Genomic DNA, 24,365 nt, shown 5'->3' with positions numbered 1-24,365 from the left:
AGCCACGATCCGATGACCCCGCTGACCGCCATGGGCGCGGCGACGACGCATCTGGGCCTTGCGCTGACGCTGTCGACATCGGGCAGTCATCCCTACCAGACGGTGCGCCGCGTCTCGACGCTTGACTACATGAGCGGAGGGCGCGTCGGCTGGAACATCGTGTCCGGCCACCTGCGGGCCGAGCACCGGGCGCTTGGCCTGAACCAGCTGGGCCATGACGAACGGTATGACCATGCGGACGAATACATGGACGTGTGCTATGCGCTCTGGAGTGGCATGACGCCCGACGCCATCCTTGCCGACCGGACCTCGGGTGTCTTTGCCGACCCGGACAAGGTCAAGGTGATCGACTTCGAGGGCGACTATTTCCGCTGCCGCGCCGTGCCGCCGGTGATGCCTTCGCCGCAGGGCCGTCCGGTTCTGTTCCAGGCCGGGTCCTCGGGGCGGGGCCAGAAGTTCGCGATGAAGCATGCCGACGTCGTCTTCTCGATTCAGCCGAAGGCGGCGGGCATGGCGAATTTCGTTTCCAAGCTGACCGAGACCGCCAAGGCCGAGGGCCGGGCCGAGGCGCCCAAGGTCACCTTTGGCATTCAGTGCGTTCTTGGCGGGACGGAAGCCGAGGCAAAGGCGATTCAGCAGGAGATGTTCGACCGGGTCCCGATCGACGCGGCGCTGAACCGGATGTCCGGCACGATGGGCGTGGATTTCAGCAAGCTCGAACTGGATTCTAGGCTTGCAGACAATACCACGCAGGCGTCTCAGGGGATGCTGATGGCGCTGGCCAACATGGCGGGCGACGGGAACGCGACGGTGCGCGACGCGGCGCAGCTTTTCGGCACCTCTACGGGGATGCCGCAGTTTGTGGGCACGCCGGAACAGGTTGCAGAGCAACTGGAAGAGGTCTGGACAACAAGCGGTGCGCATGGGTTCAACCTGACCCCGACCAGCAGCCTGAAAAGCGTCGAGCATTTCGTGGACGAGGTGGTTCCCCTGCTTCAGAAGAAAGGCATCTACCGGACGGAATACGCGGGCACGACGCTCAAAGAGAACCTGATGTCATGACGGACCCCAAAGCGAACGGCCCGCAGATCACGGTTCCGGCAGGGGCTTGCGACACGCATATGCATTTCTACGATGACCGCTATCCCGCGTCGGACCGCGCCTGGCTGTTCCCGCCGAACTTCCTGATCCCGGACTACCGCAAGGTGCAGAAGCGGCTCGGGCTGGACCGCTGCATCGTGGTGCAGCCCGTCACCTATGGTTTCGACAACCGCTGCATCCTTGATGCCGTTGCCCAACTTGGCGACAGCGCCCGCGCCGTCGTGACCGTGCCATCGGACATCGCAGACGATGCGCTTGATGTGCTTTGGGGGCAGGGCGCGCGGGGGCTGCGCTATCACCAGATGAAGGGGTCGATGACGGAGTGGTCCGATCTTGTTGTCATGGCCGAACGGATCGCCGGGACGGGCTGGCATGTTCAGGTGCAACTTGACGGGATGGACCTGCCAGAGCACGAGGGGCTGATCGCCGCGCTGCCCTGTACCGTTGTGATCGATCATATGGGGCGCTATTCGCAGGCGGTCACCGTGGACCATCCGGCGGTACAGAGCCTTCTGCGGCTGGCTGCGCGCGGCAATGTCTGGGTCAAGCTGTCGGGCGCCTATCATGTTTCGCGCATTGGCGGCCCGGACTATGCCGATGTCGCACCGATCGCGCGGGCCTTGGTGGCCGTCGGGACCGACAGGCTTCTGTGGGGGTCGGACTGGCCGCATCCGACCGAAACCGCCGAGACCATGCCCGATGACGCCCGCCTGATCGACCTTCTTGCCGACTGGACCGAGACAGAGGCGCAGCGGAAGGCGATCCTGACAGACAACCCGGCGCGGCTCTATGGGTTTGATCATTCTGACCGATAGGTCGAGGCATCCATTGTGGCGGAATTCCGATGGTCTGGTATACTAGCCGCGAACTTACCGCAGGGGCCGGACCATCATGCTCAACCGTGTAACGCTCGATCAGCTTCAGATGCTTCTGGCCGTTGCCGAATGCGGCAGCTTTTCCGCCGCCGCGCGCAAGCTTAACCGGGTGCAGTCTGCCGTCAGTCAGTCGATCCAGTCGCTGGAGGACGCGCTGGAGGTGCAGCTTTTCGACCGGCGGCAGAAGCTGCCCCGGCTGACCGACGCGGGCGCGGCGATCCTGATCGACGCGCGCCGGGTCATCAGCGGTGCCGATGCCCTGCGCGCCCGCGCGCGCAGCATCGCCACGGTTGCGGAACCCGAAGTCAGCGTTGCCATAGAGCAGGTCTTTCCGAACGAGGTTTTGATCGAGAGCCTCAAGAAGTTCCACGAACAGTTTCCCTCGGTCTCCGTGTCTCTCTATGCCGAAGGGCTGGGCGCGCCCGAGCAATCGATGCTTGAAGGCAATGCTGGCCTTGCAATCTACTCGCCCGCCCGCGACGGCATGCCCGGAGTCGAGATGGAATATTTTGGCTCGATCCCGATTTCCATCGTGGCCAGCAAATCGCATCCGCTTGCGCGGCTACGCCATCCGATCACCCAGTCAGAGCTGGACGATCATGTGCAGCTGACTCTCACCGACCGGACCCGTCGCTATCGCGGCGTTGTCATAAGCAGCCGGTCGTGGAGCTTTATCGACCAGTTCAACCGGCTGGATTTCGTGCGCAATGGCTTTGGCTGGTGCACCATGCCGACCCACCTTGCGCGGCCCCATATCAAGAGCGGTGAGCTGAAGGAGCTGAGCTTCGCCATCCACAGCGGCAAGCCGCTGCGGTTCCCGCTGTTCGTCGCGCATAAGTCAGACCAGCCGCCGGGCCCCGCCGCGACATGGCTTCTGGAAGAGCTGCGCGCCCGGTTCGTCGACTGGTCCAGGCGGCAGCCCGACCGGGCCATTGACGAACAAAGCATTCAGATCCGGGTCACCGCCGCCTGACCGCGACGCGGCAGCCGCCGCCGGCAGAACGGCACCAAGGCGCGAGCGCGACCGGCGACAGGGGCCCCCAACCGTCCGCCCCGCGTCACGCCAGGGCCAAACGGCTTTCGACCATCTCGACGAACCAGCTGCATCCTACGGGAATTGCATCGTCGTTGAAGTTGTACTCGGGGTGGTGAAGCTGCTTGCTGTCGCCATTCCCAAGCCGGATCATTGCGCCGGGACGTTCGTTCAGCATGAAGGCAAAATCCTCGCCGCCCATGACAACCGGGGTGTCCAGGCACCCGCCAGTAATGCGCAGCGCGGCATCGGCCGCATAGCCGGCTTCGTCACTGGAATTGATCAGGGCAGGGACCCCGTCGATGTAATTCACCACGGCCTCGCCGCCGTGCATCGTTGCCGTCATCGTCGCGATGTCCTTGATGCGCTGCCGCGCCATCTGACGCACCTCGGGAGAGGTGGTTCGCACGGTGCCTTTCAGGTGGGTTTTCTGCGGGATGACATTGAACGCCTTCGACGAGGTTTCGATGCAGCCGACGGAGATCACCAGCGCGTCCAGCGGCGAGGTATTCCGGCTGGCGATGCTTTGCAGAGAGATGACGATCTGGCAGGCGATCAGCCCTGCGTCGATCGTGTTCTCGGGTCGTGCGCCGTGCCCGCCTTTGCCGATTACGTCGATTTCGAAAATATCCGCCGCAGCCATCGACGGCCCGGGTTTCACGCTGATCTCGCCCACGGGGATGCCCGGCGCATTGTGGATCGCGTAGACTTCGTTGATTTTCCAGCGGTCCATCAGGCCTTCATCGCACATCACCTTGCCGCCATGCCCGCCCTCTTCTGCCGGTTGAAAGATCAGCACGACCGATCCGTCGAAATTGCGCGTTTCGGCCAGATATTTTGCCGCGCCTAGCAACATGGCGGTATGCCCGTCATGGCCGCAGGCGTGCATCTTGCCGTCTGTCTTCGAGGCATAGTCCAGCCCTGTTTCCTCGTGGATCGGCAGGGCATCCATGTCGGCGCGCAGGCCGACAACCCGACCAGAGGCCCCGCGACTGCCCTTGATCACCGCGACCACGCCGGTCTGTGCGATGCCTTCGGTCACCTCGTCACAGCCGAAGGCGCGCAATTTTTCAGCCACAAAGGCGCTGGTGCGGGGCAGGTCGTACAGGAGCTCGGGATTGGCATGAATGTCCCGGCGCCACGCGACGATTTCGTCTTTCATTTCTGCAATGCGGTTCTTTATCGGCATATCTGTCTCTTCGTACCATGTGGGCGATGTGCGATGGCGCCGCTGGCTGCGGTCCAGTCACCACAAGACTAGGACAGGGCCTGCGGCATTTCCTAGCGATCATGCCCTTTGGTTGCGGAAAGTTGGCAATACCCGCCCCTTGGCCGCGCAAAATATGCTCATGTGTTGCGCGCACCTGCGGATTGGCGATGCATCGGACACTTCTTCCAAATGTCTGTTGTGAACCTATCTGCGAAAAAACATGCTGCGCCGCAGCGGCATTTGCTGCCAAAAATTACAACAAAACTGCCTGAACATGCCAAAATATGGCAGTTCTGAGCATCAAAAAGCAAGATAAAACTCTGCGGCTTTGGCTATGGTCGAGTAAGACCAAAGCCGCTCGTTTCAGTGTTCCAGAGACTCCGAGCCTGTGGCTGGATATGTCCAACAGGAGATAACAATGAAAAGACTACGAAATTTCGCTCAGGCACTGGCAGCGACATGTCTTGCCCTGAGTGTGGCCCCTGCATTTGCCGACAAAGCCAACGATACGCTCAAGGTCGCCTTTACCGGCGAGATCAACAACGTCGACAGTTACTTCAACACAACGCGCGGGGGCGTTGTGCTGCAGCGGGCCATCTGGGACGGCCTTGTCCACCGCGATACGGCCACGGGCGAATACGTCGGCAACCTGGCGACAAGCTGGGAATGGATCGACGACACAACGCTGGAATTCAAGCTGCGCGAGGGCGTGGTGTTTCACGACGGTTCGCCCTTCACGGCGGACGACGTTGTCGGGACGGTCGAGTTCATTGCAAACCCCGACAGCGGCGTCGTCACGCAGCGCTTTGTGAGCTGGCTGGCGGGTGCGGAAAAGATCGACGACCTGACCGTGCGCCTGAATCTGGCCGAGGTGTTTCCCTCCGCGCTGGAGTATCTGTCTGGCCCGATTTCGATCTATCCTTCGGACTACTATGCCGAAGTCGGCCCCGACGGAATGGGCCTGAAGCCTATCGGCACCGGGCCTTACCGGGTCGAGTCGGTCAAACCCGGTGAGAGCTATCTTCTGAAAAAGAACGAAGACTATTTCGACGGACCGAAAGGCAGCCCCGACATCGGCACGATCGACATTCGCACGATTCCCGACGTGAACACCCAGATCGCCGAACTGTTCACCGGCAACATCAATGTGGCGTGGCGCCTGCCGTCGGATCTAGCACAGAAACTTGACGGTACGCCGGGGGTCATGGTGACGAGTGCGTCGTCGATCCGGGTCGGATTCCTGATGATGGATTCCGCCGGGCGCACCGGAGACACCCCGCTGACCGATGTGCGTGTGCGCCAGGCCATCAACCATGCGATCAACCGGCAAGAGATGGTGGATTCGCTGTTGAAGGGCGGATCGAAGGTGGTGAACACGCCCTGTTTCCCCGAGCAATTCGGCTGCGTGCAGGAGTATGTCGAATACCAGTACGACCCTGAGAAGGCCAAGGCCTTGCTGGCAGAGGCCGGGTATGACGACGGGCTGTCCATCGAGATTTACGCTTTCAGCAATCAGGATTACGTCGAAGCGGTTGCCGGCTACCTGTCGCAGGTTGGCATCACGCTTGACATCAAGATGCTCAAATTCCCGGCAGTGCTGGACAAGATGATGAACGACGCCGCGCCGATGGTCTTCATGTCTTCGGGAAGCTGGTCGCTGAACGATGTTTCGGCCATCATCAGTGAGTTCTTCAAGCATGGCGCGGTCGATTTCGCGCGTGACGACGAGATTCTGGAATGGCTGGATGTGGCCGACACGGCCGTCGATCCCGAGGTGCGAAAGGAATACTATGGCAAGGCCATCATGAAGATCACGGAGCAGGCCTACTGGGCGCCGATGTTCTCGTACAACACCTTTTACGCCTTCACCGACGATGTCGACTATACGCCGACAAACGACGAGATCCTGCACTTTGTAAATATGAAGTGGAAGTGATCCATTTGGGCGGGAGGCTGGCACCTCCCGTCCACCCACCCCGACCATTGCTCCGGACTGGCGTGTTCAAAGTGCCGTCCAAGGCCAGGGATTCCCGAAGATGATCAATTTCGTTCTGAGACGGCTCGGCCTGGCCCTTCTGGTCAGCCTCACGGTGTCGTTTCTGAGTTTCATGCTGATATTCCTGTCGGGCGACCCGGCCGTGGCCATCGCCGGGGAAGGGGCCAGCATGGCCGACATCGAGGCGGTGCGCAGCCAGTACGGTTTTGACCGGCCCATCCTTGTTCAGTATTTCGCATGGCTGGGGCAGGCGGTGCAGGGGAATTTTGGCAACAGCTATTATTTCAACCTGCCGGTGACCGATCTTGTGGCGGACCGTCTGTCCGTCACCGTCAAGCTTGGCCTGTGCGGCATGGGGTTCGCGCTGATCACCGCTATCCCGCTGGGTGTCATCGCGGCCATGCGCCCGAATTCAATCGTGGATCGCACGGCGTTGCTGTTTTCCGTCGTGGGGCAGGCCATTCCCAGTTTCTGGTTCGGGTTGATCCTGATCGTGGTCTTTGCGGTCCAGCTGCGCTGGCTTCCGGCCTCGGGCACCGATTCATGGAAGAACTTCGTCATGCCCACCATCGTTCTGGGCTATTACGCGATGCCCGCGATCATGCGGCTGACGCGGGCCGGAATGCTGGACGTGCTGAATTCCGATTTCATCCGCACCGCCCGCGCCAAGGGCAGTTCGGAGCTGCGGGTCATGTTCAAACACGGGTTGCGCAATGCGATCATCCCGGTGGTGTCGCTGGCGGCGGTTCAGATGGGATTCATGCTGGGCGGATCCATCGTGGTGGAATCGATCTTTGCGCTGAATGGCGCAGGGTATCTGGCATGGGAAAGCATTGCCCGGAACGACCTGCCGACCGTGCAGGCGCTGATCCTGATCTTTTCGATGTTCTACATCGTGTTCACGCTGATCGCCGACGTTCTGAACGCCTGCCTCGACCCCCGCATGAGGAGCAGCTGAGATGACGCAGACCGTCACCAACCCGACCGGCGCCGCATTCGATCGCGACCCGCTGCTGGAGCAGATCCTGGGCCCGACACCGGGGCAGATGCTGCGTCGGCGCGTGCTTGGGCATCAGGGCCTTCTGATCGGGGGGGCCGTGATCGCGCTGCTTGCGCTGATGGCGATCTTCGCGCCGTTGATCGCACCGCACGATCCGTTTGCACAATCGCTGATGAACCGGATGGAGCCGCCGGTGTTTCTGGGCGGCAGCTGGGAGCATCCCCTGGGCACCGACCATCTGGGCCGGGATTACCTGTCGCGGCTGATTTACGGCGCGCGCGTTTCGCTGTTGATCGGTGTGGTTGCGGCGGTGATTTCGGGGGTGATCGGCACGACGATGGGCGTGGCGGCCGGGTACTTCGGCGGGCGTGTCGATGCGGTGGTGACGTTCCTGATCAACGTTCGTCTGGCAATGCCGGTCGTTCTGGTCGCGCTGGCGGTGGTCGCGATCCTTGGTGGCTCGCTTACCGTGGTGACCACCGTGGTGGGCCTGTTGTTGTGGGATCGCTTTGCCGTGGTCATGCGCGCCTCGACCCGGCAGGTGCGGGCGCGGGAATACGTGGCGGCGGCCCGGGCGGTCGGAGCCTCGACGCCGCGCATCCTGCTTACCGAAATCATGCCCAATATCGCCAACAACCTGATCGTTGTCGTGACGCTGGAAATGGCGCACGCCATCCTGATCGAAGCGGCGCTGTCCTTCCTTGGTCTGGGCGTCCAACCGCCAACGCCAAGCTGGGGCCTGATGGTCAGCGAGGGGAAGACGATGATGCTGTTCGAACCTTGGCTTGTGCTTATTCCGGGTGCCGTACTGTTCACCCTTGTGCTGGCGATCAACCTGATGGGCGACGGGCTGCGCGATGTCACCGCCCCCGAGAACAGGAATTAAGGCCATGACCTCTCCGCTGCTTTCCGTGCGCAATCTGAAGGTCGACATTCCGTCTGGCTCGGGCACGCTTCACCCGGTGCGCGGCATCGATTTTGACCTTCACCGGGGCGAGGTGCTGTGCGTGGTTGGCGAATCCGGCTCGGGCAAATCGCTGACATCCCTGTCGCTGATGGGGTTGCTTGGCCGAACACTTGAGCGCAGCGCCGACAGGATGGAGTTTGACGGAATCAACCTGCTTGGTGCCTCGGGTCGCCAGATGCGCAAGCTTCGCGGTGCGCGGATGGCGATGATTTTCCAAGAGCCGATGACCTCGCTGAACCCGGTCTATACGATCGGGGATCAGCTGATCGAGGCCCTGCTGCTGCACCGTCGGATGCCGCGCGCGCAGGCCCGCGCCCGGGCGGTAGAGCTTCTTGAAAAGGTCGGCATTACCGCCGCGGCCAGCCGTTTGGGGCAATATCCGCACCAGCTGTCGGGCGGGTTGCGGCAGCGTGTCATGATCGCCATGGCGTTGATGTGCGAACCCCAAATGATCATCGCGGACGAGCCGACCACCGCCCTGGACGTGACGATTCAGGCTCAGATCCTGCGGCTGCTGTACGATCTTGTGCGGGAAATGGACATGGCGATGATCCTGATCACCCATGACTTGGGTGTGGTGGCCCGCGTCGCCGACAAGGTGGCCGTGATGTATGCGGGCGAACTGGTTGAAACCGGCACCGTTGCCGAGGTGTTTGATCAACCCCTGCATCCCTACACCCGCGGTCTGCTTGACTGTATCCCCCAGCCCGGCAAGACCGGCAGAGGCGAACCGCTGGGCACGATCCCGGGCATCGTTCCCTCGCTTGTCGGACAGGTCGACGGCTGCGTGTTTCGCACGCGCTGCACCCAGGCCGGGCCCGCCTGCCTTGGACCCATTCCGCGCCGGTCGCGCGATGGGCACCTGTTCCGATGCGTCCATACGGACGGATATGCACCCGCCGAGACAAAGGCCATCTGATGCGCAACGAAACCAAAGCCACAAACCCGGTGCTGGAACTGAAAAACGTCAGCAAGACCTATTCGGTCAAGCAGGGGCTGCTTGGCAAAAGCCGCCCGTTGACCGCGCTGCGCGATCTGTCGCTGCGGCTGGAACAGGGCGAGGTGCTTGGGCTGGTAGGCGAATCCGGTTGCGGGAAATCCACGCTGGCGAAGATTCTTCTGGGGCTCGAGGCACCGACCTCGGGCGAGGTTCTGGTCGATGGTGCGCCGCTGGGGTCGCAGGATCGTCTTGCGCTTGCCCGGCGGATCCAACCCATTTTTCAGGATCCCTACAGCTCGCTCAATCCGCGCAAGACAATTGCGGATATCATATCCCTGCCATTGCGGGTGCACGGCATCGGCGATGCGGCGTCGCAGCAGGCGGCAGTGCGCGAAATACTGGACGTGGTCGGGCTGCCGTCGCGGGTGATGCACACCTATCCCTCGCAGATGTCCGGCGGCCAGCGTCAGCGCGTGGCGATTGCCCGCGCTTTGGTCATGAAGCCCGATATCGTTATCTGCGACGAACCGACATCGGCGCTGGACGTGTCGGTGCAAAGCCAAATCCTGAACCTGCTGGCGGATCTGCGCCGTGATCTGGGTCTGACCTACCTGTTCATTTCGCACAATCTTGCCGTGGTCGAACACCTCGCCACGCGGGTCGCGGTGATGTACCTGGGACGGATCGTGGAAGAGGCGGAAACGGAAGCGCTGTTCGATGGCGCCCGTCATCCCTATTCAGAGGCGTTGCTGACATCGGTCCTGACGCCCGATCCCTCGTTGGGCGTGCCCCGGATGAACCTTGGGGCGGCCTATCCCAATCCGATCGACCCGCCATCGGGATGTGCCTTTCACCCAAGGTGCGCAAAGGCGACCGAGGCCTGCGCCCGGCAACGGCCCGCGCCCGTCGTGGATGAGGACGGCTTGATCGCGTGTTTTCACCCGAACGGGATGGCGCCTACTCGATCCCGTCCAGCGGAAGCGGCGCCCAGGCTTTCGGCGTCTGTATGATGATCGAGCTTTCGATTTCGCGCACGTTGTCATGTTCGCCCAGCTCTTTCACGACGCGGGAAAATTCGTCGAGATCCTGAACCGACAGGTGCAGGACAGCGTCATGCGCCCCGGTCAGGAAGAAGCATGACAGCACCGCGGGATTGGCCTTTATGTACCGCTCGAACACGTCCGAGGCCGAATGGCCGTGCGTGTGCAGTTTGACCAGCGTGATGGACTGAACGTTCTGTCCAACCGCCTTGGGCGCCAGCATCAGTTGATACCCTTCGATCACGCCTTCTTCGTGCAGGCGGCGCGTGCGGCGCAGGCAGGGCGAGGGCGAAATACCCGCTTCCTCGGCAAGATCGACATTCGAAATCCGCGGGTTCTTTTGCAGGGCGCGTATGATGCGCCTGTCTATCGCGTCCATCTGGAAATTTGGCATGATTGCGTCTTATACGTCCCACGTTTGGCAATTCGCTGCTTATTTTGGTCATGCCGCAGCAATATACGCAAGGACATACCGCACGTGTCCGCACTAATCTCACCCCAAAGCGGATCAATTGACCCAACCTGCGGTCATTACGATCCGGGCCTTATTGGGAACAGGGATGACGTTTGATGAGCAACGGCTTTTTGGAACGTGCGCACAAAAGCATGCTGCGCTATGGCGGGCATTTCTTCGAAGCCGAGATTACCGGCGCACAGGGCACGCGGGTGTTCACGCGCGACGGCAGATCCATTCTTGATTTCACCTCTGGCCAGATGAGCGCAACCTTGGGGCATGGCCATCCCGAAATCTTCGAGGCCCTGACGAAACAGGCCGAAAGCGTTGTCCACCTCTACAGCGGGATGCTGTCGCAGCCGGTAGTCGGGTTGGCCGAAGACCTGTGCGCCATGACACCCGAGGGCCTGGACAGAGTGATGTTCCTCAGCACCGGGGGCGAGGCGAATGACGCCGCCATCCGTCTGGCCAAACTGTATACGGGGGGCTTCGAGATCGTCAGTTTCCAACAGTCGTGGCATGGCGTGACCGGCGCGGCCGGATCGGCAACATACGCGGCAGGGCGAAAGGGCTATGGCCCTGTGATGCCCGGGAATTTCGCGATCCCTGCACCAAATGCCTATCGCCCCCGGTTCGGCGCGTCCGGCCCGGATTGGGAGACGCAACTGCGCGATTCCTTCGCGCAGATCGACGCGATGTCGACCGGCAACCTTGCCGCTTTCATCGCGGAACCCATCCTGAGCACCGGTGGGATGCTTGAACTGCCCGCGGGCTATCTGCGCCTGCTGAAAACCCTCTGCGAAGAGCGGGGGATGTTGCTGATCCTCGACGAGGCGCAGACAGGGCTGGGGCGCACCGGCCTGATGTTTGCCTTTGAGCGCGATAAGGTGACCCCCGACATCCTGACCCTGTCAAAATCGCTTGGTGCCGGGATGCCGCTGTCGGCTGTCATGACAGGAGAGGCAATCGAGCAGCTGGCCCATGACAGGGGATTTCTGTTCTACACCACCCATGCGTCGGACCCGCTTCCGGCAGCGGTTGGCCGAAAGGTCATCGAGGTTGTCCGGCGCGACCGGCTGGATGCGCGGGCCGATCAGCTTGGCGCCTACATGAAGGACAAGTTCCGCCAGCTTGCACACAAGCACGATGTGATCGGCGATGTGCGCGGCGCCGGTCTGCTGATGGGCGTCGAGCTGGTTTCGGACGCGGTGGAAAAACGCCCGGCCAATGCACTTGGCAACGCGGTGGCGTCGGCGTGCGAGGCCAACGGGCTAAGCATCAACATCGCGTCGCTGCCCGGTCTGGCCAGTGTGTTCCGCATTGCGCCACCCCTGACGGTCAGTACCGACGAGATCGACGAAGCGCTCGACATCTTCGGGCGGTGTCTTGAAGACTGCCTGGCGCAAGAGGCGGTCTAGCAGAAGCGGCAGGTTGAACCTTTACAGGCCGAATGGACTGGTCGCGCACGCTGTGGGCCGGGGTGTCACAGGCTCAGCTCCAACACGGCGTAGACCAGGCCTTTCCCGTGTGCATCAATCGCGACCGACCGTGTCACGCCGCCCTTGAGCGCGTTTTCCACCACGAAGTTCATCGCGCAGAGGTGGGGAAGCGTGTAGCGGGTAACCTTGACCCCGGGGCCGAAAATCGCGGCAACCCTGTCGGCGGTTACGTTTGCTTCGATTTTCGGCCAGTCCTCCGGGTGGTAGGCGATAATCGAGATATTCGATGTTGTGCCCTTGTCGCCGGTCCGGCCATGAGCGATGTCATGAAGCTTCATGCAGGCTCTCCGACGATCTGAACGCTGATCGGAACATCGGCCGCGGCAAGATATGCCGAGCGGATGCCGATGACCTCGCGCAGCTGCGTTGTCACGCCTCCTCCGCCCGCGGGCCCACTAAGGTAAAGCCCTTCGACTTCATCGGCGACGGCCTGTGCGGCCTCGGAATCCGTGCAGCGGGCGGCCACTCGCAGGCGGACATCGCGCGGGTCGGGGGCGGTGCCACTGCCCGGCAAGATCGCATCCAGACCGATGATGTCGGTTCTCATGTCCTCGATGCGATTGGAAAAGGGCCTAAGCCGCTCGGTCGTGATCTGCCCCGCCAATCGCGCGCGGGCGACAGCGCCGGGTCCGGCATAGGAAATCTCTCCCTGTCCGATCCAACCGTCGCGCGCGCCAACCGAGACCTTGTAATACCCTGTCGCGGGCGTTCCGCTACCGCCTGTCACGGCAACCCGGTTCGGCCCGATTTCCTGGAAATCGACGCTGGAGAAATCGGCGATGACATCGGGCTGGAAGTACTGGGCGGGATCGTGAAGTTCATAGAGCAATTGTTCAATACAGGTTGCCCGCGACACCAGACCGCCCGATCCGGGCAGCTTGGTGATGACGCAGCTTCCATCCTGCGCGACTTCTGCGATGGGGTAGCCGACGGTGGCGAGGTCGGGCACATCCTTGACACCGGGGTCCGCGAAATAGCCCCCGGTGACCTGCGGGCCGCATTCCATCAGATGCCCGACAACGGTTGCCTTTCCGATCATATGGTGGTCGTCCAGCGACCATCCGAAGGCATGGACCATCGCGGCCACGAAAAGCGACGGATCAGCGACGCGGCCGCAGATCACGATGTCTGCGCCCCGGTTCAGCGCCTGCACGATACCTCCGGCCCCCAGATACGCATTCGCCGATACCAGTCGGTCCCCCAGCGCGGCCGCAGGCTGCCCGGTTTCGTCCAAGGCGCAAGCGCCGATCCGGTCAAGAACGTCATCGCCCGACACCGACGCCACTTTCAGGGGCAGGCCCAGTTCTGCGACGATTTCGGCGGTTTTCCGGGCTGCTTCTTCCGGATTTGCCGCCCCCATGTTCGTGATGATGCGGGTGCCGTTGCGGTGGCAATCGGGCAGGACCGCGCGCATGCGCCGTTCCAGATGCCTGTCATAGCCCGCAGCCGGATTGCGCAGCCGGTCGATCTGGGCCAGCGCGATGGTACGTTCCGCCAGACATTCGAACACGAGAAAATCAAGCGCGCCGTCCCGGGCAAGATCCACAGCTGGCCCGATCCTGTCGCCCGAGAAGCCGGCGCCCGTACCGATACGAATGGGTTTCATGCAGACACCTTTCGCGTCAGTCTGGTTGACCCCCAGGCCGCCAGCAGAATCCCCGCAGCGAGAAAGGGCGTGAAGGGATTGGGCCACGCGGCCAGCACGATGACGGACACAAGGACCGCCCGATCAAGCATCCTGTGCCGCGTGATCCGGATACGGGTAAGAAGGGCAGGTATGGCAAAGACAAGCAGCACGCCTGCCAAAGCCGCATCCAGGATCGCCAGTGCTCCACCCTCCAGCACCATTCCCGGATACAGAAGCAGAAGGAATGGCAGAAGGTATGTGATCGCCGCAAGGCGTACGGCTTCCATCGCCGCAGGCATCCAGTTCGTCTGCGCAATTCCTGCCCCGACGAAGACCGCGACGCAGACAGGTGGCGTGATGACCGAGATGGTCGCGAAGTAGAAGACGAACAGATGCGCTGTCAGCACGGGAACACCGACTTCTGTCAGAGCCGGGGCAAGAACGGCCGCGACCAGAACATATGCCGCAGTTGTCGGCAGCCCCATCCCCATGACAAGGCAGACGATGCCCACCATCATGGCAACGATCCAGAGCGAGTCGCCCCCAAGTGAAACGATCGACGACGACAGGGCCACGCCCGCGCCCGTCAGGTTGACCATCGAGACAAGAACCTGCGCACCGGCCAACAGGACACCGACAATCACCAGCCCGCGGCCGGCATCTTCAAGCCCTGCAATGACGCGGCCTGCCATGTCGCGGGCAGAGAGCTGGCCTGCCTGCGTTGCGACGAATGCGATCAGCAGGCCGACCACCCCGTAGAAGGCCGAGGTGGCGACAGACCGACCAAGCCAGAAGCCTATTCCCAACCCGGTCAGCGCCATCAGCACGGGGCCGATCTGGCGGGGCGCCAGTATCTTGGCCCAGGGCGGCAATTCGTCATCGGGCACCAAAGCAAGACCGCGCCGCAGCGCCACGAAATGCACGGTTACAAAGACAGAGATATAGAAGAGGATCGCCGGAAGCAGCGCGGCCTTGATGATCGCCGAATACGGAACCTCGACGATCTCGGCCATGACGAATGCGGCGGCCCCCATGATCGGCGGAGCGATCTGCCCCCCGGTGGAAGCCACCGCCTCGACCGCTGCCGCAAATGGGCGGGGGTAGCCCAGTCGGATCATCATCGGAATCGTGAAATTCCCGGTCGTCGCGACGTTTGCAACCGAAGAACCCGAGATCATCCCGAACAGGCCGCTGGCGATGGTCGCGATCTTGGCTGCGCCGCCCGCCTGCCGCCCGCCCAGCCGCATGGCCAGATCGATGAAGGCCTTGCCGCCTCCGGTGTGCAGCAGCAATGCGCCGAACAGCACGAATGCCGCGATGACCGTGGCGGCCACGCCTGTGAGCATACCCCAAATGCCAAGGTCGCCCAGGAAAACCGTTTCGGTGATGTAGTAGGCGTCGAATCCACGGTGCCGCATGGCACCCGGAAGGGAAGGCCCGAAATAGGCGTAGGCCAGTCCGGCGACGACGAGAACCGGAAAGATCAGCCCGACCGTCCGGCGCGACAGTTCTAGAACGCCAAGTACAAGACCGGCACACAGAACAAGATCAAGCGGTGTCGCCCAGGGCAGTTCGTTCATGATGCGGTCGTAGTTCACAACCACATAAGCGCAGCCCGCCAGGCTGACGGCCACCAGCGCGAGATCAGCGGCAAGCCCGACGGGCCGCCACCGCTTTCCTGCGCCCAGGGGGTAAAGCGCGTAGCCGAGGCTGACGACGAGGCCCAGGAAAACGGCGCGCTGGATCAGGCCTTCCAAGGCGCCGAAAGCTGCGGTGAAGAAGACGAAAGCGCCGACAACAAGGGCCAGAGCTTTCGCCACAATGTGCAGTGGCAGTATCACGCGTGCCTCACGCGCCCGGCTTCAGCCGGTCAGGAACGGTGTACCCGTTTTCTTCGAACCAGCGCACGGCACCGGGATGCAGCGGAACCGTTGCGAAATCCAGGGTGCGCTGCGCAAGGTCTGCGTTCTTGACACTGGCGAGGGCCATTCCCTGGGTTGTCGTATCGCTCATCACGGCCTTGACGATCTCGTAGGCGGTATCCTCGCTCATTTTGCTGGTCGCGGCCACGCCCACACCGAATGTCCATGACGTGTAAGAGGGAATGCCCTCGGCGACACCCGCGGCCACGGTCATGGTCGAGAGATCCGGCATTTTCTCGCGGATCAGGGCGGCTTGTTCATCGGAAATCCCGAGAATCCGTATCTCGGTTGCCGTGGCAAGGTCCATTGTCGAACTGTCGAGGCTGGTCTCGGTGCCGGATTTCACGTAACCCGAAATGCGGTTGTCCTTGACCCTGTTCACCACATCGGTCGTCGATCCCCGGACATAGTCCGGCTTGATCCCGAGCAGGGTCAAAACCTCTTCTGTCGTGCTTTCGGTCGCCGAGCCTTTGATACCGGGGTTCAATCGAACGTCGTTCAGGTCATCTATGCTTTTTACCCCGGAGTCGGCGCGCACCACGATGTTCTGAACCGAGGTTGAATAGACCCAGAGCAGTTGCAGGTCCTGCGCTCTGCCTTCGAAATCCTTCTTTCCCGACACGGCATGTTGCACGACGTTGGTCGTGACGATGCCCAGGTCCATCTGTCCGCGCTCCATGCGGCGGATGTTGTCCATCGTTGCGCCTGTTTCGACGACGGTCGCGTTCACACCGGACCCGCCTTCGTTAATCAGCTTGCCGACGGCAACGATATACCCGTAGTGGCTGGATGACGCCGATGTTGATCCAAAGAGGATGTCTTCGGCTTGGGCTGCGGTACAGGTCAGCAAGGCGGCACTCAAGGCGCCGAACAGTCTGGTTTTCATGATTTCCTCCCTAAGAATTTGATTTATTTTGCTTTTTTAGTTCTTGTCCGTCCAAGATGGTTGCAAGCATGATGCATCAATCGAAGCTAGTGTCAACAATCAACACTAGCTATTCGTTCTCGGCGGGAAACTGCCCGAAACACCCGCAAATAAGGGCTTGGCGGGTATCGTTGGTTGCGCCGCGATTGTGTCTGCGCCGAGGCCCCCCTTGAAGAGGTTTGGACCACAGGGCAGGGTTCACGCCGGGTCTCTCCCGACCGCAGCAAGTATCTGCCGCGCGCGTTCGATCACCGGCCTGTCGACCATCTTGCCGTCTACTTGAACCGCCGACCCGTTTGCTTCGTCGAGCGTTGTGATGACCCGGCTGGCCCAGTCGCGTTCCTCTTGCGTCGGTGTGAAAGCCGCGTTCGTCGCGGCGATCTGGTCGGGGTGGATGCAGAGCTTTCCACCGAAGCCTAGCGCACGGGACCGTGCGACATCGCTTGCGATGATTGCGTGGTCCCTGAGTTCCGGTGTCACACCGTCGATCGGTTGCGCCAAGCCACCAAGCCGCGAGGCCAGAACGATTTCGAAACGGGCCGGGTCAAGGATTGGGCCGCTGCCGGGAATCCGCGCGTCGGCACCGAAATCCAGATTGCCGAAGGCCAGCCGTGTCACCCCGCGAAGGGCGACCGTGTTGCGCAGCTCTGCCAGCCCCTCGGCTGTTTCGATCAGGGCAACTAGATCGCGGCCGGGCAAGCGTTCGGCCACCGCAGAAAGGCTGTCCGGCGTCGCCTTAGGAACCATCACCGCCGACGCCGCGCAATCCGCGAGCGCGTCGAGATCTGCGTCGAACCACGGGCTTTCCATTCCGTTTATCCGCACAACGCCGCCCCCGCCCGAGGCGAACCAGCCGACGACGTGTTCGCGCGCCTCGTCCTTTGTTTCGGGGCCAACGGCATCTTCGAGGTCAAGAATGATTTCGTCCGCGCCAGAGGCTGCAGCCTTGGTGAATCGGTCGGGCATGCGCCCGGGCACAAATAGATAGCTGCGTGGCATCCTCATTGCGGCATCTCAAGCGTGGCGCTTGCCTGCATGGCCAATTCGCCGTCTGGCCCCTTGGCCCAAAGCGGGAGCACTCCGTTTTCGGGCGATCCCGCTTCCAGCGTGAAGGGGCGATCCACGAAAAGGGGGGCCATGCCGCGGAATTCAAACCGGGCCAACCGGCCTTTGCCCGCCGTCGCAAACCCCTGCAGCAGCGTTGCGGTAAGGGGGCCGTGCACCACCAGATCCCGGTAATCCTCTTCGTCGCGGGCATATGTCCGATCATAGTGGATGCGGTGGCCGTTCGAGGTTAGCGCAGAATACCGGAACAGAAGCACCGGATCGGGCGTCACCACCTCGGACCGGCTGGCATTGTCCGGGGCCGGGGCGGGTGCGGGCCTTGGCGCTCCGGGGGCGGCTGCTTCGCGATAAACGATGTCCTGTTCTTCTTCGATGCACAGGGCGCCGTTTTGCAACAGGCGGTGTTGCACGGTTACGAAGACAAGACTGCCCGCGCGGCCTGTTTTGGCTTTGACATTCAGGATTTCGCTGACCTTTTCGGCCTCTGTCCCCAGGGTAAGAGGCTGATGATATGTCAGCCGTCCTCCGGCCCACATGCGCCTTGGCAAGGCCACGGCTGGAAGAAATCCACCCCGTTTCGGGTGCCCGTCGTCACCAATATTCCGCCGCTGGACAAAAGGGTTGAAGTAGAGCCAGTGCCACCCCGGTGGCAGCGCATCGCCATCTGCTGGGGTCTCGTCCCTATCCAGGGTGGCGGCCAGCGCGGCGGCCTTCTCGGCGGTAATTATTGCGGTGTGACGTTCCGTGCGGCCGATGGCGTCGGAGTAGTCGGGTTCGGTCATGGAATATCCTTCAGTCTTCAGTAGATGGCGCGATCTGCAACAAGGGCGTCGATCCGGGACTGACTGAGGCCCAGAAGATCGCCGTAGACATAGGCTTCGTCGCCGCCAAGTTCGGGTGTGCCGCGGGTGATGCCCGGGCTATCGTCGACCGAGAACCGCGCCACGCGCCCGACGGCGGCGCGCATCACACCATTGGTTTCGGCGACATCAACGATGGATCCGCGCGCCCGCATGTGCGGATCTGTGACAATATCCGATGCGGCCCATGACATATGCGCCGCGATCCCGGCGGACTGAAGCTGTCGGGCGGTTTCTTCGCCATCGCGGGCAGATGTCCAGCGGGTCAGCAGCGCGTCAAGATCGGCACAGTTTGCGTGGCGCTTGTCTGCGGTGATGAACCGCGGATCGCTGACCAGTTCGGGGCGTCCGATGATTGCGGCCAGTCGCTGCCATGCCGCGTCCGAGGCGACGGCAATCGACAGCCAGCGGTCGGGTGCCTGCGTGGGATACAGCCCGTGCGGCGCGCGGCGCGGATCGGCATTGCCCATCCGTTCGACGGCGATGCCCGCCGAGGCGGCCGTCAGCGCATCACCAACGAGCGAAGAGGCGACCTCTCTCGCCGCCACATCGACATGGCTGCCTTCTCCGGTGCGTCTGCGATGATGCAGGGCGGCAATGGTCGCGAGCGCCGCGTTCATCCCGACGGAGTGATCCATGACATGGCGCATTTCCATTGGCGGACCGTCCGCATGGCCGGAGAGATACCCGATGCCGCCCCAAGCCCCGAACAGCGGGGCATATCCGGCGAAATGGCTCTCTGGCCCTGACTGGCCCGAGGACGAAACGGACACCATGACAATGTCGCGCTTGACGGCGCGCAGGGCGTCGTACCCAAGGCCCAGCCGCTCCATCACGCCGGCGCGAAAACTTTCGGCTGCAATGTCGGCGACACTGACGAGGTGTTTTGCCAGCGCGACCCCATCAGGGTGTTTCAGGTTGAGGCGGACGGACAGCTTGTTGGACGACACCTGATCGAAGGTGGCCGGCCCTTGCCGACCGTAGACCGCATGGGACTTGCGAAAGATGTCGGGCCGCAGGGCGGTTTCGACCTTGATGACCTCTGCGCCCAGCTGGCTGAGCATATGCGTGCAGAATGGCCCTGCGGCGTGGACGGTGAAGTCCGCGATGCGAAGTCCGGCGAGCGGTTTCATGCGGTCTCTCTCTTTGCGTCTTCGGCGTCCAGCAAAGCCTGCTGATCTCCGGGTGCCGGAACCGCCCCATCTACTGAAAGCGCCTCTGGTCCGAACCGGAATGGAAGGGATTGAACCTTGACCGGGCCGCCGTCGGCTTCGACGGCCTGGAATATGCCGCGGGCACGTTCCTGTGCGCCCTCAAGAACCTGTGCAGGCGTGTTGTAACGGGCCATGGGCACACCACGGTCCTGAGCCGCGCGCACCAGGTCTTCGACCTTCCAGCCACGGGCCCAGCTTCGGATACGCTGGTTGATTTCAGCCCCGCGTGCACTGCGCCCGACTTCGTCCGCGAGTTCGCGATCGGCGGCCCAGTCGTCGGCGCCAAGCAGGTCGACCAGACCCTGCCACTGGCGCGACTCGAGCGTCAGCAGTTCGACATATCCGTCCGCACACTTGATGACGCCGCCGAATTTGAAGGACCGGGTAAGACGATGTTCGATCGATCCGTCGCCAAAGCGCTGGATCGCAAAGGCCCCGACCGCAACGTTGGCATCCTGAACCGAGGCATCGACGAATTGTCCCTTGCCCGACCAGAGCGCGGCGATCGCCGCCATGGCCGCGGTTGTCCCGCCCTGCAACTGGGCGAAGTGACCGGCGATTTTCAACGGCGGGCGGTCGGGGAACAGATCGGCCGACAGCCCGTTCGGCAGCAGGAACCCTTCGCCGCCCGCGTGGACCAGTGTCAGTTCTTCGCCCGCCCAGTCGGCCTTTGGTCCGAAGGCGCCAAACGGCAGGACCGAGAGGTGGACGAGATGCGGATGCGCTGCGGCGATCCGGTCGGGATCGAGGCCAAGCGCGGCGCGGTCTGCAACCGGCGTGTCGTCGATCAGGATGTTCGCCGTCGCCAGCAGGGCGTCGATGTCTTTGCGGAACCCATCGTCCGGGTCGCAGATGACGCTGCATTTGCCGACCGAGAGGTAGGTGAACAGCGCGCTTGTTCCGCCGGGAAGAAGCGGGGGCTCTTGCCGCAGCGAGGTCCCGCCCGGAGGCTCGGCCATGATCACATCCGCCCCCATCTGACGCAGGAGGCGCCCGGCCTGAGCGGCCGCCACGCCGGCGGCGCGTTCGACGACACGGAGACCCGCAAGTGGCTTGACGGTCATGGCCGGGCTCCCTTCTTCAGCGGACGACGGGCAGGTCCAGTTCAAGATTTCCGCAGTCGAGGAAGACACGAAGCGACGGATCGCGCGACTGAAGCGCGACGGTGGCGATGCCCGGCGTGGTGATTTCGCCGCGCTGGTTCTCGCCCCAGATCTCGATATCGACGAGCGCGTGACCGTCCTTGATGTATTTCTTCGCCACTTTGCCCTTGCACCATGTGCTGTCGCCCATCGTGTTGAAACGACGCATCTCGGTGCGGACCCGCTTCAGGAAGGCCGCGTCGCCCATCCAGTTCGTCACAAGCGATGCCATCCACGAAGAGCGCTGCGGGCCATAATCGTAGACACCGGGTACGCCGACCTCTTTCGCGGTGGATTCACGATGATGTCCGATTCCGGTATATTCGATCCCGCCACCCGCTTCGGGGTTGCGGAAGAAATGACCCGGATGCTTCATCGCATTCTGGAACACCACACCGTGGGTGTGGCCGCGGCCTGATCCGACAAGGAATCCCATGGTGTCCATCAGCGACAGCGGACCGCGCACAATGGTGTCGAGCGTTTCACCTTCGGTGACATCTTCCCAATAGCGTACCTTGGAGCCGCGGATTTTCGACGGTTCCTCCATGATGCAGGCATCAAGTTCCTCGAACTCGGCCTGGGTGTATTCGTGGGTCGTGATGTCCTTGTATTTCCCTGCATCGCGCGCGGCCTTGCGTTCGTGACGCGTGCAGGTGCCAAGCGCCCGGGACAGCATGTCGCCATCCTGATTGTAGTAGGTCGCTTCGACATACTGCAGCACGAGCCGGCCAGAGAACTTGGATTCCTTCACCTCGATCCCGATGACCCGCTCGATAGCGTTGATGCGATCGCCCGGGCGGATGTGGCGAAAAATTTCCCAATCGTTGCCGGCATAAAACCCGTGGACGCCGGGCAGGCCCCACCTGGTGCGCCCGATCCAACCAAGCGCCATCGGGAACATCGGGTGGCCGAGCTGCGTGCCGAAACGGCTGGCGGCCCCATAGCCGGTATCACGGTAAAGCGGGTTGAGATCGCCAATGCCGTTACACCAGTTGCGCAGAGTGTCGGACGTTGCGTCCTGAAGGTAGGGGCCTTCGGGGCGCAGTTGCAGGCCGATCATGTCTTTGGCGGCGGCAATCGCCTCGTCGGTGATTTTTCCCTCGGCGGGCGCGCCGCCCATACCCTTGGAGTCGTCTTGCTTGATTTTTTCTGCGGTTGTCACTGTGGGGCTCTCCCTTGTCGGCCTGAAGTCGGATTTCGCATTTGGCACGCTGTGCCCTCGAATCACATATAATGCATTATTTTTGAGAGGGTCAAGTGGCGCATATATCAAGAAATCCAGTTAAAATATGCAAATAATCGGTGGCTCCGGCCGCAAACCGCGGCCAGATGTATTATTTAATGCATTATATTGGAGACGTTAGAACTCGAAGGCGTGGGCCGATGTGACCTGCGCGTATCTTTTCAACCCTGACAGCGCATGCGCGTGCTCTTCGGCGGTCGCACCTGCGCAACAGTCTTCCAGCAGCACGCAGGCATAGTCGCGATCGTGGCCCTCGCGCACGGCGGCCGAGACCACGCCATTGGTTGACACCCCCGACAGCACCAGCCGGCGGATGCCCTGCGCCCGAAGAAGCGGTTCAAGTTTCGTGGCGTAGAAGGGGCTGACCCGGTGCTTGATGATATCCGGATCGCCCGGCTGCGGGGCGAAGGCTTCGAGCACCTCTGTTCCCCATTCCCCCAGCTTGAACACACCATTCTCGGCAGCTTTGGAAAACACCGGAGAGCCGGACGGGCATTCCGCGTAATCCGGCGAAAACCCGACACGGACGTAGCCAACCATGACACCGGCGGCGCGGGCCTTGGATATGGCAAGCTGCGTGGCGTCGTAGACACCCCGTTCCTGCATCAACGGAACATAGGTCTTGCCTCCCATGCCCTCGGGATGAACGAGGTCGTTCAGCATGTCCATGACAAGCAAAATGGTATCAGAGGACATTTGCGTCTCCTTTCGGTGCGGTGTTGAAGACCGCGCCAGAAGGGGCGCGGGTTATTCGGTGTAGCTGGACTTGAACTCGTCCCAGGCCGACCTGATGTGCGATCGCAGCGCCTGCAAAAACGCCGCCTCGTCGCGGGCGATGAGCGCGCTTAGCATCTCTCGGTGTTCCTGGCTGGCGCGGTCGATGCGGTTGTCGAGCTTGTTGATCAGGTCGAAGGGATAGCGCGCCCAGAGCGTGCGGACGAAGCGCAGGGTCTGCGGCAGGTCGGCGGCCTGGTAGATCAGTTCGTGAAAGCGATAGTTGATCGAACGGACGGCGTCGCGGTCTCCTCGCGCTGCGGCCGCTTCGATCTGGTCCTGAAGGCTGCGCAGTTCGTCGATATCCTTCTTCGACAGGCGGTTGACGGCTTTCAGGCCCAGCTTGCATTCCAACGTGACCCGAAGATCGGTGATTTCCTCGGTCGCGTTGATGTCGAAGGGGGCCACGGTAGCGCCGCGATGCGACGACCCCAGGATGAAGCCCTCGGCCTCCAGCAGCTTGATCGCCTCGCGTACCGGCGTGATCGAGGTCCCGATCATTTCGGCGATCTGTGCCTGTTTCAGCTTTGATCCGCGCGGAAATTGGCCCGAGATGATGCCCTCGCGCAGGAAGTCCGCAACATACTCTTCCTTGGTCTGGTGTTTCACGACGTCGTCCATGGCTGAACCCTCCCGTCCCTCTGCGGGCCGCGCTGGGGTGCAAAATGCATCCCTTCATGACGCCTTCTCCGGCGGGAGGTCAAGCCGAAGGATTTTGCCCTCCAGTTCGGAGCTGACCGCTGGATAGAGTCCGAGAAGGCGCGGATCATGGCCCGGAAGCACGTGGTCGTCGCTGTCGGCAAGGGTACGGATGCGGTCGTGGGCGGCAATCATGTCGGAAATGTTGAAGGCAACCGTGAAGGGAATACCGCGTTCGTATTCCTCGTAATAATGCAGGGCATCCGAGGCAAGAACCACCCAGCCCCGCTCCGTCCGGATGCGCAGAACCTCCTGGCCGGCGCAATGTCCGCCGACCCAATGGGCGCTGATCCCGTCGGCTACATCATGGTCGCGGCCGTGCAGATGCAGGCGTCCGTCGTAAAGAAGATGCACCAGACGCGCGATTTCGTCCGGCCAGTAGGCGTGGCGAAAGGTAGGCTTTTCCATCCAGGGGCCGGTGACATAGGCCATTTCCTCGGCCTGCATGTAGAACCGTGCGTTCGGCAGCGCGTCGAGGTAACCGAGGTGATCGTAATGCGCGTGCGTCAGCAGCACGGTGGACACCTGCGCCGGGTCGACCCCAAGCGCCGCCCAGCCGTCGGGCGGGCTGATGACCTGGCTGTGGCCGTTCTTGGCGCCCTTGGCCGGGTCCAGTCCCGTGTCGACGACGATCACCTCGTCGCCACTTCGCAACACCCAGCAGAAGAAGTCGAGCGTCAGCAGGGCGGTCGGATCGGGGTCGGAAATGAAGTTTACGCCACGGGTCCGGGAGTCGTTGGTGGCGTGGCGGATTGCGTAAATTTCCCAGGTCTTCATCG

23 protein-coding genes are annotated in these 24,365 nt (G+C 62.2%); 9 read left to right on the top strand and 14 right to left on the bottom strand.

Annotation, left to right across the window (positions count from 1 at the left end):
• Window positions 1-12 precede the first annotated feature (12 nt).
• From FGK64_RS20620 to FGK64_RS20610, 3 genes are all read left to right on the top strand, one after another.
• Window positions 13-1,062: an NtaA/DmoA family FMN-dependent monooxygenase gene (locus FGK64_RS20620; RefSeq protein WP_210236607.1), complete on the top strand. Its 1,050-nt coding sequence runs from the start codon at window positions 13-15 to the stop codon at window positions 1,060-1,062.
• Window positions 1,059-1,916, top strand: a complete 858-nt coding sequence (locus FGK64_RS20615) for an amidohydrolase family protein (RefSeq protein ID WP_138865759.1) — start codon at window positions 1,059-1,061, stop codon at window positions 1,914-1,916. Before FGK64_RS20620 ends, FGK64_RS20615 begins: the two co-directional genes overlap by 4 nt.
• 76 nt (window positions 1,917-1,992) lie before the next feature.
• A complete protein-coding gene (locus tag FGK64_RS20610; RefSeq protein ID WP_138865758.1) occupies window positions 1,993-2,949 on the top strand; it encodes a LysR family transcriptional regulator in 957 nt (318 codons plus the stop codon).
• A gap of 85 nt (window positions 2,950-3,034) precedes the next feature.
• Here FGK64_RS20610 and FGK64_RS20605 read toward each other — a convergent pair whose 3' ends face one another.
• Complete coding sequence (locus tag FGK64_RS20605; protein WP_138865757.1) at window positions 3,035-4,198, bottom strand: M20 aminoacylase family protein; 1,164 nt, start codon at window positions 4,196-4,198, stop codon at window positions 3,035-3,037.
• Between the two features lie 439 nt (window positions 4,199-4,637).
• On the opposite strand from FGK64_RS20605, the gene FGK64_RS20600 reads away from it, so the two are divergent.
• From FGK64_RS20600 to FGK64_RS20580, 5 genes are all read left to right on the top strand, one after another.
• The gene (locus FGK64_RS20600) at window positions 4,638-6,155 is read left to right on the top strand and encodes an ABC transporter substrate-binding protein (RefSeq protein WP_138865756.1); all 1,518 of its coding nucleotides are present in this window, start codon (window positions 4,638-4,640) and stop codon (window positions 6,153-6,155) included.
• A gap of 100 nt (window positions 6,156-6,255) precedes the next feature.
• Complete coding sequence (locus FGK64_RS20595; protein ID WP_138865755.1) at window positions 6,256-7,173, top strand: ABC transporter permease; 918 nt, start codon at window positions 6,256-6,258, stop codon at window positions 7,171-7,173.
• A gap of 1 nt (window position 7,174) precedes the next feature.
• Window positions 7,175-8,101 carry an ABC transporter permease gene (locus FGK64_RS20590; protein WP_138865754.1) on the top strand — a complete coding sequence of 309 codons (927 nt, stop codon included), beginning with the start codon at window positions 7,175-7,177 and terminating at the stop codon, window positions 8,099-8,101.
• Between the two features lie 4 nt (window positions 8,102-8,105).
• On the top strand, window positions 8,106-9,101 hold the full coding sequence (locus tag FGK64_RS20585; protein ID WP_138865753.1) for an ABC transporter ATP-binding protein: 996 nt from the start codon (window positions 8,106-8,108) through the stop codon (window positions 9,099-9,101).
• Window positions 9,101-10,132 carry an ABC transporter ATP-binding protein gene (locus tag FGK64_RS20580; RefSeq protein WP_138865752.1) on the top strand — a complete coding sequence of 344 codons (1,032 nt, stop codon included), beginning with the start codon at window positions 9,101-9,103 and terminating at the stop codon, window positions 10,130-10,132. The genes FGK64_RS20585 and FGK64_RS20580 overlap by 1 nt, the downstream gene beginning before the upstream one ends.
• On the opposite strand, the gene FGK64_RS20575 is transcribed toward FGK64_RS20580, so the two are convergent.
• Complete coding sequence (locus tag FGK64_RS20575) at window positions 10,080-10,556, bottom strand: Lrp/AsnC family transcriptional regulator (protein ID WP_138865751.1); 477 nt, start codon at window positions 10,554-10,556, stop codon at window positions 10,080-10,082. The two genes, FGK64_RS20580 and FGK64_RS20575, sit on opposite strands and share 53 nt — an antisense overlap.
• Before the next feature lie 176 nt (window positions 10,557-10,732).
• Between FGK64_RS20575 and FGK64_RS20570 the strand changes: the two genes are divergently transcribed.
• On the top strand, window positions 10,733-12,034 hold the full coding sequence (locus tag FGK64_RS20570; protein WP_138865750.1) for an aspartate aminotransferase family protein: 1,302 nt from the start codon (window positions 10,733-10,735) through the stop codon (window positions 12,032-12,034).
• Between the two features lie 65 nt (window positions 12,035-12,099).
• On the opposite strand, the gene FGK64_RS20565 is transcribed toward FGK64_RS20570, so the two are convergent.
• The 12 genes from FGK64_RS20565 to FGK64_RS20510 all read right to left on the bottom strand — a co-directional run bounded on the left by FGK64_RS20565 (window position 12,100) and on the right by FGK64_RS20510 (window position 24,363).
• Window positions 12,100-12,393 (bottom strand): AtuA-related protein, encoded by a 294-nt coding sequence (locus FGK64_RS20565; protein WP_138865749.1) that lies wholly within the window; start codon window positions 12,391-12,393, stop codon window positions 12,100-12,102.
• Complete coding sequence (locus tag FGK64_RS20560) at window positions 12,390-13,721, bottom strand: acyclic terpene utilization AtuA family protein (RefSeq protein ID WP_138865748.1); 1,332 nt, start codon at window positions 13,719-13,721, stop codon at window positions 12,390-12,392. The genes FGK64_RS20565 and FGK64_RS20560 overlap by 4 nt, the downstream gene beginning before the upstream one ends.
• The gene (locus FGK64_RS20555) at window positions 13,718-15,583 is read right to left on the bottom strand and encodes a TRAP transporter permease (protein WP_246057846.1); all 1,866 of its coding nucleotides are present in this window, start codon (window positions 15,581-15,583) and stop codon (window positions 13,718-13,720) included. Before FGK64_RS20555 ends, FGK64_RS20560 begins: the two co-directional genes overlap by 4 nt.
• Window positions 15,584-15,590: 7 nt before the next feature.
• Entirely contained in the window at window positions 15,591-16,550 is a 960-nt protein-coding gene (locus FGK64_RS20550) for a TAXI family TRAP transporter solute-binding subunit (RefSeq protein WP_138865747.1), read from the bottom strand.
• A gap of 237 nt (window positions 16,551-16,787) precedes the next feature.
• Window positions 16,788-17,588 (bottom strand): HpcH/HpaI aldolase/citrate lyase family protein, encoded by an 801-nt coding sequence (locus tag FGK64_RS20545; RefSeq protein ID WP_281280429.1) that lies wholly within the window; start codon window positions 17,586-17,588, stop codon window positions 16,788-16,790.
• 2 nt (window positions 17,589-17,590) lie between these two features.
• A complete protein-coding gene (locus FGK64_RS20540) occupies window positions 17,591-18,436 on the bottom strand; it encodes an HTD2 family dehydratase (RefSeq protein ID WP_138865745.1) in 846 nt (281 codons plus the stop codon).
• Window positions 18,437-18,453: 17 nt separating this feature from the next.
• A complete protein-coding gene (locus FGK64_RS20535) occupies window positions 18,454-19,647 on the bottom strand; it encodes a CaiB/BaiF CoA transferase family protein (RefSeq protein WP_138865744.1) in 1,194 nt (397 codons plus the stop codon).
• Window positions 19,644-20,792, bottom strand: a complete 1,149-nt coding sequence (locus tag FGK64_RS20530; protein ID WP_138865743.1) for a CoA transferase — start codon at window positions 20,790-20,792, stop codon at window positions 19,644-19,646. Before FGK64_RS20530 ends, FGK64_RS20535 begins: the two co-directional genes overlap by 4 nt.
• A 16-nt stretch (window positions 20,793-20,808) precedes the next feature.
• On the bottom strand, window positions 20,809-22,032 hold the full coding sequence (locus FGK64_RS20525; protein ID WP_210236606.1) for an FAS1-like dehydratase domain-containing protein: 1,224 nt from the start codon (window positions 22,030-22,032) through the stop codon (window positions 20,809-20,811).
• 198 nt (window positions 22,033-22,230) lie between these two features.
• On the bottom strand, window positions 22,231-22,809 hold the full coding sequence (locus tag FGK64_RS20520; protein WP_138865742.1) for a cysteine hydrolase family protein: 579 nt from the start codon (window positions 22,807-22,809) through the stop codon (window positions 22,231-22,233).
• Window positions 22,810-22,860: 51 nt separating this feature from the next.
• Window positions 22,861-23,508, bottom strand: coding sequence for a GntR family transcriptional regulator (locus FGK64_RS20515; protein ID WP_138865741.1), 648 nt, complete (start codon window positions 23,506-23,508; stop codon window positions 22,861-22,863).
• Between the two features lie 54 nt (window positions 23,509-23,562).
• Window positions 23,563-24,363, bottom strand: a complete 801-nt coding sequence (locus tag FGK64_RS20510; RefSeq protein WP_138865740.1) for an N-acyl homoserine lactonase family protein — start codon at window positions 24,361-24,363, stop codon at window positions 23,563-23,565.
• Between the last annotated feature and the right edge of the window lie 2 nt (window positions 24,364-24,365).

The organism is Arenibacterium halophilum, from assembly GCF_005938225.1.
GTDB classification, from domain to species: Bacteria; Pseudomonadota; Alphaproteobacteria; order Rhodobacterales; family Rhodobacteraceae; genus Arenibacterium; species Arenibacterium halophilum.
The sequence above is the reverse complement of the archived record's forward strand: the minus strand, read 5'-3'. Positions and strand labels throughout refer to the sequence as shown.

Coding starts and splice junctions, on each gene's coding strand:
- FGK64_RS20620 (WP_210236607.1), top strand. CDS start 13: ATGACCCCGCTGACCGCCATGGGCGCGGCGACGACGCATCTGGGCCTT.
- FGK64_RS20615 (WP_138865759.1), top strand. CDS start 1,059: ATGACGGACCCCAAAGCGAACGGCCCGCAGATCACGGTTCCGGCAGGG.
- FGK64_RS20610 (WP_138865758.1), top strand. CDS start 1,993: ATGCTCAACCGTGTAACGCTCGATCAGCTTCAGATGCTTCTGGCCGTT.
- FGK64_RS20605 (WP_138865757.1), bottom strand. CDS start 4,198: ATGCCGATAAAGAACCGCATTGCAGAAATGAAAGACGAAATCGTCGCG.
- FGK64_RS20600 (WP_138865756.1), top strand. CDS start 4,638: ATGAAAAGACTACGAAATTTCGCTCAGGCACTGGCAGCGACATGTCTT.
- FGK64_RS20595 (WP_138865755.1), top strand. CDS start 6,256: ATGATCAATTTCGTTCTGAGACGGCTCGGCCTGGCCCTTCTGGTCAGC.
- FGK64_RS20590 (WP_138865754.1), top strand. CDS start 7,175: ATGACGCAGACCGTCACCAACCCGACCGGCGCCGCATTCGATCGCGAC.
- FGK64_RS20585 (WP_138865753.1), top strand. CDS start 8,106: ATGACCTCTCCGCTGCTTTCCGTGCGCAATCTGAAGGTCGACATTCCG.
- FGK64_RS20580 (WP_138865752.1), top strand. CDS start 9,101: ATGCGCAACGAAACCAAAGCCACAAACCCGGTGCTGGAACTGAAAAAC.
- FGK64_RS20575 (WP_138865751.1), bottom strand. CDS start 10,556: ATGCCAAATTTCCAGATGGACGCGATAGACAGGCGCATCATACGCGCC.
- FGK64_RS20570 (WP_138865750.1), top strand. CDS start 10,733: ATGAGCAACGGCTTTTTGGAACGTGCGCACAAAAGCATGCTGCGCTAT.
- FGK64_RS20565 (WP_138865749.1), bottom strand. CDS start 12,393: ATGAAGCTTCATGACATCGCTCATGGCCGGACCGGCGACAAGGGCACA.
- FGK64_RS20560 (WP_138865748.1), bottom strand. CDS start 13,721: ATGAAACCCATTCGTATCGGTACGGGCGCCGGCTTCTCGGGCGACAGG.
- FGK64_RS20550 (WP_138865747.1), bottom strand. CDS start 16,550: ATGAAAACCAGACTGTTCGGCGCCTTGAGTGCCGCCTTGCTGACCTGT.
- FGK64_RS20545 (WP_281280429.1), bottom strand. CDS start 17,588: ATGCCACGCAGCTATCTATTTGTGCCCGGGCGCATGCCCGACCGATTC.
- FGK64_RS20540 (WP_138865745.1), bottom strand. CDS start 18,436: ATGACCGAACCCGACTACTCCGACGCCATCGGCCGCACGGAACGTCAC.
- FGK64_RS20535 (WP_138865744.1), bottom strand. CDS start 19,647: ATGAAACCGCTCGCCGGACTTCGCATCGCGGACTTCACCGTCCACGCC.
- FGK64_RS20530 (WP_138865743.1), bottom strand. CDS start 20,792: ATGACCGTCAAGCCACTTGCGGGTCTCCGTGTCGTCGAACGCGCCGCC.
- FGK64_RS20520 (WP_138865742.1), bottom strand. CDS start 22,809: ATGTCCTCTGATACCATTTTGCTTGTCATGGACATGCTGAACGACCTC.
- FGK64_RS20515 (WP_138865741.1), bottom strand. CDS start 23,508: ATGGACGACGTCGTGAAACACCAGACCAAGGAAGAGTATGTTGCGGAC.
- FGK64_RS20510 (WP_138865740.1), bottom strand. CDS start 24,363: ATGAAGACCTGGGAAATTTACGCAATCCGCCACGCCACCAACGACTCC.